Raw genomic sequence first — 8537 nt, 5'->3', positions numbered from 1 at the left:
CGATTTTCAAAGAAATTATTACTTCTTACTTATTAATTATTACTTTGAAACACGGGGCCGTAGCTCAGTTGGGAGAGCGCTGCATTCGCATTGCAGAGGTCGGGAGTTCGACTCTCCTCGGCTCCACCAGGCTTCGTTCGAAAACCTGAGAACGGAGCCTGCCACGGCATAGTCCCGACATTATTGTCGGTGACGACGCCGGGATAAATCACAAATCATGTTTCGAACTACGCCCTGGCAAGCGATGGGAGCAATTTCTATGTCTAGTTTTTACTATGTCTATATCTTGATCAGTGAGAAGTATTTGAATAAGCACTATACCGGATTAACAACAAATCTTAAAAAACGACTAAAGAAACACAACTCGGGAGAAGTCCCCTACACCTCAAAATTTAAACCCTGGAAGATTGAAACTGTGATTTCATTTAGAAATAAGGACAAGGCAGCTACATTCGAAAAATATCTTAAATCACATGCGGGACGAGCGTTTGCTTCAAAACACTTCTAATTCTTCGTTCGAAAACCTGAGAACGGAACACTATTTCAGGTCTCCCATATTCAACCGATAAAATCAAATATGACATTCTCATCCACCTAACTGGCGTTGAATTTCATGTGATCTCTGATATATTTTATCCGGCAGAATCGACCCCAAATCTTTTTAGCCTTGACAACTGGTTAAATAGCAAAGGAAACCCAATGACTTCATCCCCTCGCAATTTCATTCTATCCATCCTGATCATTTTCTCAACTTCCTGTTTACAGGCAGCTGAAGATCCAATTCCCCGACTCAAACTCCTGCACCCTCGCCCCGATATGCAATTCTGGGTAGATCAGATAGAGGTTGCTGGTGACATCCCTCCGGGAACTGAGGTCAGAGTAGCTGGTGAAGTCGTTTTTCCAGATGATGATGGTCGCTTCCGCCACATGTTAACCCTGGATCGACCGACTGTATTGATTCCTATCACTGAAACTCGTGGCTCTCGGGTTTTTCATGATACAACTCGCGTTTTTCATCGGGCGCCGGATCATATGATGGCTGATAGCATCTTCATCAATCACAATATCCCACAAGAATTGGCCATCAACTTCGTTTATCCTCAAAGCGGCAATTTCCGGGGCAGTCAAATAAGTCTTAGAGGACGCACCCATCCTGAAGCAACTCTGTTCATGAACAATGATACGGTCAAAGTTTACGCTTCCGGTGCCTATACGATTCATGTCCAGATCCAACCCGGTGAGAATCACTTTGATTTCCAAGCAACATTGGATAGCACCGTTGTTTCAGAGCGACTGACCCTCACAAAACCCCTTCCTGCCCCAATAGCTCTAGACCTCGAACCTCGCACAGCCCAACCTGCAAGTGAACGTTGGATCCTGGCCGGTGAACAATTACAGGTAGGTATCCGTGGACCATACTCAAAAAAGGTTTATTATAAAATCCCAGGAGTTACGGGTTGGCGAATTTTGAACGAGTCCAAACCTGGTCACTATCAAGGTTCTGTTCAGCCAGGAGATATTGATAAAGAGCTCAACACTCGCGTACTGTATCGAATGGGTGTCCTGTCAAAGCGCATCAAAAGTGCTCCCCTGCGCATTCTGACTGATGCCTTAGGTGGTTTAACCACACATGTTGATACTCGCGTGTATGACACACCCAGTACCGATCAATTACTGTTCCCTATGGCGGATTCTGTTTCACTACAGATTATTGGGCTGAAAGATCACATGTATCATATTCAACTTGGGGACTATCGAACGGCTTATGTCCGCGCCAGCCGCGTCGTGCTAAACCCTGAAAGTAAATTGAACTCTGCTCATTTTCTGGGATCGATGCAAGCTGAAAACCAGGAAGACTGGAACCTCTTCCGGATATATACTGGCAAGCAGCGTTTACCCTTTGAAATCAAAGAAAAAGCAGTTCCATCACGCCTGGAACTTAGGGTTTTTGGAGCCAAACAGGGCTGGGAATGGACCACCTATCCCGAGGATGATTCAGCCATCCTTTTCGTCGAGCGCAGTCAACCTGAAGACCTGATCTGGCAGATGGATTTTTATCCCAGCCAGAAATTTTGGGGTTGGTTCGGACGCTATGAAGGTGACTATCTGGTGATCGGTATTCGCAAAGCGCCAGTCATCTCGCAGGATTCGCTATTCGCCAATATCAGGATTGAGATCGATCCAGGTCATGGTGGCTGGCAACGGGGTGCTCTGGGTCTCACCGGTTATGCTGAGGCAGATGCTAATTTACGTTATAGTCTGATGTTGGAAAAAATGCTGTTAGAGGCCGGTGCCACGGTTTATCTGACTCGTCGGGATGATCGACAGCTAAGCCTGGCTCAACGAGCGGAGATCGCCCGCAACGATAGCGTTCATATCTTTGTGATGGCTCATAATAATGCACCGGGAAGCAGCAGGGACATTCTTATGGCCAAGGGAGCCTCAACCTTCTACACCTGGCCCAGTGCTAAAGCACTCAGCGATAAGCTTTATCCCCATTTGAGCAATATGGGAATCGATACATCCGGAAAAGTGATCCGTTACTATTACTACCTGACCCGGCAAACTGAATATCTGGTTTATCTCATCGAAGGCGCTTTCATGACCTACCCCTACGAGGAGATGTTCCTGCTGTCTGAGGAAGGCCTGGAAACACTGGCCCGGGCGGCCTACCTGGGGTTGGAAGATTTCTTATTGGAACAGGCTGGTAATCCAATAATTAAAAATAGCAAGGGGCAGTAATAGCCATCTGGGAGACCATAGAGTGGAATATTCACAGTAAAAACCTCAATCCTGTTGGTTCAACGGTCATGACTGAGGTTTCAAACTCGTGCACTTTTCCGGTTTCGTTCGGTCAGCAAATTTTCTAGATTACATGCCTGAACAATTCGGCTATATATGCCATACATACTTTTTGAACAAACTTAATGAGAGGAATCATAACAAATGTCATTTTTTAAACTGAACTTAAAATCCTATACTGATGTTCCCACCGGACAAGCAGCCTATATATTTGGTGTTTTCTCTGACCTGGGTGTTCCAGAAACATTTAAAAAAGATCATCCTAACCTGACTCAGCAGATCGAACTGGCTCTGGAGAATGGCGAATTCACTGGTAAGTTGAATCAGTCCCTGGTACTCTACTCCCCAACCTGCAAAACTGCTAAACGCTATATAGCCATTGGCTTGGGCGAATCCGAAAAGTACACTGCTGATTTTCTACGTCAGGCAGCCGCCACTGCTGCAAAAAAGGTTCTGGATCTGAAGCTTCCAACCCTGGCCATCGAGTTTATGGGCGAAGCATATCTGAATACCGCTGATGCACAAGCCCTGACAGAAGGGCTGGTGATGGGTAGTTATCGTTTTCTCAATTATAAAAAATCAGATGATGAATTTGCAGGTATTCAAGCAGTTGTGGTTGTGAGTGATACTGACATACGTGCAGCACTTGACTATGGGATGAGTATTTCAGCCGGTGTCGTGCTGGCTCGCGATCTGGGCAACCATCCCTCCAATATTGCGACGCCTACCTATCTGGCCGATACTGCTGAATCAATTGCCAAAACAGGTGGCATGAAGCTAACCGTTTTTGAACGTGAAGATTTTGAAAAGCTGGGCTTCGGTGGGATCCAGGGTGTTGCTCAGGGATCTGATGTACCACCTAAATTCATCATTTTAGAATACCGCGGTGGTGGAGCAGATGCCAAGACTCTGGGACTCGTTGGAAAAGGCCTCACCTTTGATGCAGGTGGTATTTCCATAAAACCCTCAGCTGGTATGGATGAGATGAAATTTGATATGCTGGGTGGAGCTGCTGTTTTGGGTATCATGTCCGTTGTGGCTGAAATAAAACCTGCTCTGAATATTATCGCAGTCGTTCCCTCCACTGAGAATATGCTTGGTGGGGAGGCCTATAAACCTGGTGATATCCTCACTGCCTATAACGGTAAAACCATTGAGATCCTGAATACTGATGCTGAAGGTCGTTTGATCCTGGCTGATGGACTGGCTTACATTACAGACAAATATGAGCTGGATGGATTGGTGGATTTTGCTACTCTGACCGGTGCTGTGGTTGTTGCTTTGGGACACCGTTACAGTGGTATCATGACCAACAACCAGGACTTTGCCGACCAATTGATCAGCGCTGGTAAAAAAACTCAGGATCGGGTCTGGCAAATGCCACTTGACGATGAATATGCTGAAGATATAAAATCCAAGATCGCTGATATTAAAAATACTGGTGAATCCCGGGAGGCTGGGACAATCGCCGCCGGTGCTTTTCTTCAGGAATTTGTTAAGGAAGGTACCTCCTGGTGTCATATTGATATTGCCGGGTCGGGATGGCACAAGAAGGGTCGCTCATACTTACCAGAAGGACCTACGGGAGCCGGTGTTCGCCTGATCATGGAATTGATCAGGACCTGGGAATAAACCTCGCATGAAAACTTATCGGCTGGCAGTTGATGGTATGGGGGGAGACAATGCCCCCAGAGCAATCGTAGAAGGTGTCTGTAGAGCCTGCACTGCCGGCGATCTGTATATCCTGTTAACTGGTGACCAGGAAATCCTGGAAGCAGAACTGGCTCATTTCCCCAAGGTACGCAAATTCGTAGAGATCATTCACGCACCCCAGGCAATTCCCATGGATGCCAAGCCCAAGGACATTTTTGATAAATATCCTGATTCATCAATGATCAAAGCAGCTCAGATCGTAGCCACCGGACAGGCAGATGCTTTAATATCTGCGGGAAATACCGGTGCTCTCATTCTGACTAGCGCCCAGACCATACCCCGGATCAGGGGGGTTCATCGTACCGGACTGGCAGCTGTCTACCCCACTCGCAATGAATTGAACCGCAAAGATATTTTCTCTCTTATCCTGGATGTTGGCGCTAACATTACCGTGGATCGGGATCACATGATCCACTTTGCTCTCATGGGTAATGCCTATGCTCAAAAGGTTACAGGAGTTGAAAGACCTCTGGTTGGTCTTTTAAATATGGGGTCTGAAAATAACAAAGGTGGTCCAAAATACGTTGAAGTCAATCGTATCCTGGAATCTCTACCCCAGATCAATTTCTACGGAAACATTGAGGGTAGTGATCTTATGAAAGGTATTGTCGATGTAGTCGTTACCGAGGGTTTCAAAGGAAATATTGCCGTAAAAACCATGGAAGGAGTGGCCGAAGCAGCCATGGGACTTGGCAAGCTGGCTTTCCAGAAGAAACTGATCTGGAAGTTGGGCATGATCATGCTCTCAGGTGGGATTCGTAAAGTTAAGAAGATCAGTGATTATCAAGAATATGGTGGCGCCCCCATACTGGGGCTTGAAAAACTGGTATTGAAATGTCATGGCCGCTCTACTCCCAGAGCCATCGACAATGCTATTAAACTGGCGGTAAAGTGTTCACGGGATGACCTGGTAGGTAATATCAAAGATGCAATCAACGCTTTCGAACGTGAATTTACGCGACCTGACTATGATCATATTACCGGTTTTGACACCTAAAGGGGTTAAATCGTTATTTGAAATAATCATTGATATCCAATTACTCTCATTTAACATTGTTGGAAATTGAACCAGAGGAATAAAGACCATTAAATTGATATCAATTGTCACCCGGTTGCTCCTCCTGCTTAGTTTTTCTGGTTCACTACAGGCAGATCGTTCAACCATAGGAGAAGAATCTGAGCTGGTCTCATACGCTCAGGATGTTTATCGCCAACAGGGTGCCAATATGGCTCGCTCTGCTTTTAAACTGGAAGAAAGTGAGTCTTGGGGACGAGTGTTTTTGATAAGAATGATCAGCCGCAGCACCACCCTCTCAGATGACCTGCTTCAGGCATTTCTGATCGGCGGAGCAGTATCTCAACATGCTCGTTCACCAATGGATCAGATAATTGTGGTTGTTGAAGTTGAGTTCAGTCAGCGTAAGGAGCTGGTTCTCAGTGCTGAAGGTAAATGTTGCGAGGACTTATATAATAATAGAATGACGCCTGATATGTTCACTGAAGTATGTCTCAGGATGAAATAAATCGATTTAATTGACAGGAAATATGAAAAAGGAGAATAGAATGTTCAAAAAAACAATGCTGTATATTGCATCCTCATTACTAATGGCATCATCTGTCTTTGCTGCCAGCCCATTCGAAGTATCGATCTGGGAGAGGTATGCCGAAGGTTTGGGTTGGGCTGTTGTGGCTGCCATCGGTTTTTCAGTGGGTGTGGCAATTGCACTTAAGGTTTTCGATTGGTTCTCATCTGATATTGATGAATGGGAAGAGATCAAAAAAGGTAACTGGGCAGTTGCCATGATCTTTGTTGCCATGATCGTCATGATCGGCATCCTGGTCCACAAAGTCATCTAAGACTTTTTTGCACAACAAGAAAAAAGGCGGGGATTCCTCGCCTTTTTTTAGTTGAATATCTTCTTAAGGATCTCCTGCTCTTCCAGAAGTTCTAGATACACTTCCTCCAACTGGTCTTTTTTCTGGATAGCCGTCTGGATTTTTTCGTATTCACTGGCTATTGAGGGATCCTGCAATATCTGTTCTTCACGAGCGATGGCTGCTTCGCATTCATTAATAAGCCGAGGTAGTTTTTTTAAGCGGTTGGCCTGTTTCTTACGTTCTGCATAATCATTGGCTTGTGAGCTTTGTCTGGGAGTGGTGGGTCTGATCTTTGTGGGCTCAATTACAGCACGATCTGATTGAGATTTTCGCCACAAATAATACTCATAATTACCTGGATAAACCTGGATATTGCCTCGCTCTACTTCAACAATGGTATTGGTAACTGCATTTAAAAAATGACGGTCATGCGAGATGCACACCATGGTGCCGGAAAAATTGCTGATCGCGTCCTGTACCACATCCCGGGAAAGCATGTCAAGATGATTGGTGGGCTCATCCAGTAGTATGAGATGAGATGGAGTAGCCAGCATTTTTGCCAGAGCCAAACGAGAGATCTCTCCCCCACTCAGAACTTTGATCTGCTTTTCGATCGTATCTCCAGAAAATAAAAAACTACCCAGATAATTTCGAACCTCCGTAGTAGTCCATTTAGGGATTTCAGAAGCGATTAGATCAAATATGCTCTGCTCCAAAGGCAAAGCCTCAAATTGATGTTGAGCAAAATAAGCCTTTTCCACTCCCTCGCCCCATTTTAGAGACCCACCACTGAGAGGCTCTACCTGCGCCAACAATTTAAGCAGCGTGGACTTTCCCGCTCCGTTAGGGCCAACCAAACCGATCTTTTGACCTCGTTCCAGATCCAGATCCAGACCCGTAAAGACTTCCAGGCTCCCATAGGATTTCGCAATATTGTGCAACTCCGCGATCATTCGCACCGATCTGCCAGGTTGAGGAATACGCACCGCGATCCGCGCTTGCTGACCCTCCGGTGGCTTAATGCGTTCAAGTTTCGCCAGGGATTTCACACGACTCTGTACCTGAGTGGCTTTGCTATCTTTATAGCGAAAACGCTCAATAAAGCGTTCTGTTTCAGCGATCACTTTCTGCTGATTTTTATAGGCAGCCGCTTGTTGCTCATTCCGCAACTGCTTTTCTTCAATAAAGTGGCTGTAATTACCGGTATATGTTTGGATAGCCTGATCGTGGATCTCAAATATCTGGTTAATTGATCTGTCAAGAAAAGTACGATCATGACTGATCAATACCAGAGCCCCAGACCACTCCTTGAGAAAGTTCTCCAGCCAGATCAAAGATGCCAGATCCAGATGGTTGGTAGGTTCATCCAGAAGGAGGATATCAGGTTGTTTGAATAATAGTTTAGCAAGCGCTACACGCATCCGCCAGCCACCACTGAATTGTTCAAGCGGAATCTTCATTTGGGCCGGGCTAAAGCCAAGACCACCCAATACTTTCTTGGCCTGAGATTCAAGGGTCCAGCCGTTAAGGCGATCAAATTCGACCTGCAATTGACCCAACTTGTCTAAAAGCTTCTGATTCTCCGGCTCTGTGGCGATCCTTGTTGACAGTTCTTGAATCTGAAATTCCAATATACCAACCTCTGGAATTTCATCCAGAAGCTCATGCAAAATGGTTTTATTTGATGTGGAAGTGATCTCTTGCGGCAAGTAGCCTATGCTTACCTTGCGATCGATCTGAACCTGACCCTGGTCAGCATCCTCTTCCCTCACGATCATCCTGAGCAAGGTTGTCTTCCCAGATCCATTGGGACCAACCAGGCCTGCCCGGGTCCCATTTTTGATCACAAGATTCAAATCCTTGAACAAGGTCTTATCAGGGTAGGTTTTGTTTATATTATGAAAATTGATCATTTTTAAGTCAGAAGTCAGAATTCAGAAGTCAGAATTCAGAATTCAGAAGTCAGAAGTCAGAAGTCAGAATTCAGAAGTCAGAAGTCAGAAGTCAGAAGTCAGAATTCAGAAGTCAGAAGTCAGAATTCAGAATTCAGAAGTCAGAAGTCAAAGGTCAAAACCACATATTAAAACTATATCTACAGGCATAAATGTTTACGCTTTGCGATCTCTGCACTCTCGTGGTTAGCA

The 8537-nt window shown here is 45.4% G+C and carries 7 protein-coding genes and 1 tRNA gene; 7 read left to right on the top strand and 1 reads right to left on the bottom strand.

What is annotated here, in order from left to right; translation table 11 throughout:
• Positions 1–53 precede the first annotated feature (53 nt).
• The 7 genes from U9Q77_12185 to U9Q77_12155 all read left to right on the top strand — a co-directional run bounded on the left by U9Q77_12185 (position 54) and on the right by U9Q77_12155 (position 6372).
• Positions 54–129 (top strand) — tRNA-Ala (locus U9Q77_12185).
• A 130-nt stretch (positions 130–259) separates the two neighbouring features.
• The gene (locus U9Q77_12180; protein ID MEA3288116.1) at positions 260–508 is read left to right on the top strand and encodes a GIY-YIG nuclease family protein; all 249 of its coding nucleotides are present in this window, start codon (positions 260–262) and stop codon (positions 506–508) included.
• A 191-nt stretch (positions 509–699) separates the two neighbouring features.
• Positions 700–2742 carry an N-acetylmuramoyl-L-alanine amidase gene (locus U9Q77_12175; GenBank protein MEA3288115.1) on the top strand — a complete coding sequence of 681 codons (2043 nt, stop codon included), beginning with the start codon at positions 700–702 and terminating at the stop codon, positions 2740–2742.
• 204 nt (positions 2743–2946) lie between these two features.
• Positions 2947–4434 (top strand): leucyl aminopeptidase, encoded by a 1488-nt coding sequence (locus tag U9Q77_12170; protein ID MEA3288114.1) that lies wholly within the window; start codon positions 2947–2949, stop codon positions 4432–4434.
• Between the two features lie 7 nt (positions 4435–4441).
• On the top strand, positions 4442–5512 hold the full coding sequence (gene plsX, locus U9Q77_12165) for a phosphate acyltransferase PlsX (GenBank protein MEA3288113.1): 1071 nt from the start codon (positions 4442–4444) through the stop codon (positions 5510–5512).
• 94 nt (positions 5513–5606) lie between these two features.
• Positions 5607–6038 carry a hypothetical protein gene (locus U9Q77_12160; GenBank protein MEA3288112.1) on the top strand — a complete coding sequence of 144 codons (432 nt, stop codon included), beginning with the start codon at positions 5607–5609 and terminating at the stop codon, positions 6036–6038.
• A gap of 40 nt (positions 6039–6078) precedes the next feature.
• Positions 6079–6372 carry a DUF350 domain-containing protein gene (locus U9Q77_12155; protein MEA3288111.1) on the top strand — a complete coding sequence of 98 codons (294 nt, stop codon included), beginning with the start codon at positions 6079–6081 and terminating at the stop codon, positions 6370–6372.
• Between the two features lie 47 nt (positions 6373–6419).
• Here U9Q77_12155 and U9Q77_12150 read toward each other — a convergent pair whose 3' ends face one another.
• On the bottom strand, positions 6420–8306 hold the full coding sequence (locus tag U9Q77_12150) for an ABC-F family ATP-binding cassette domain-containing protein (GenBank protein MEA3288110.1): 1887 nt from the start codon (positions 8304–8306) through the stop codon (positions 6420–6422).
• Positions 8307–8537: the final 231 nt, after the last annotated feature.

The sequence above is a fragment of the Candidatus Neomarinimicrobiota bacterium genome (genome assembly GCA_034716895.1).
GTDB lineage: Bacteria > Fidelibacterota > UBA8477 > UBA8477 > JABMPR01 > JABMPR01.
This window is presented reverse-complemented; position numbering and strand designations above follow the sequence as displayed.

Coding starts and splice junctions, on each gene's coding strand:
- U9Q77_12170 (MEA3288114.1), top strand. CDS start 2,947: ATGTCATTTTTTAAACTGAACTTAAAATCCTATACTGATGTTCCCACC.
- plsX (MEA3288113.1), top strand. CDS start 4,442: ATGAAAACTTATCGGCTGGCAGTTGATGGTATGGGGGGAGACAATGCC.
- U9Q77_12180 (MEA3288116.1), top strand. CDS start 260: ATGTCTAGTTTTTACTATGTCTATATCTTGATCAGTGAGAAGTATTTG.
- U9Q77_12150 (MEA3288110.1), bottom strand. CDS start 8,306: ATGATCAATTTTCATAATATAAACAAAACCTACCCTGATAAGACCTTG.
- U9Q77_12155 (MEA3288111.1), top strand. CDS start 6,079: ATGTTCAAAAAAACAATGCTGTATATTGCATCCTCATTACTAATGGCA.
- U9Q77_12175 (MEA3288115.1), top strand. CDS start 700: ATGACTTCATCCCCTCGCAATTTCATTCTATCCATCCTGATCATTTTC.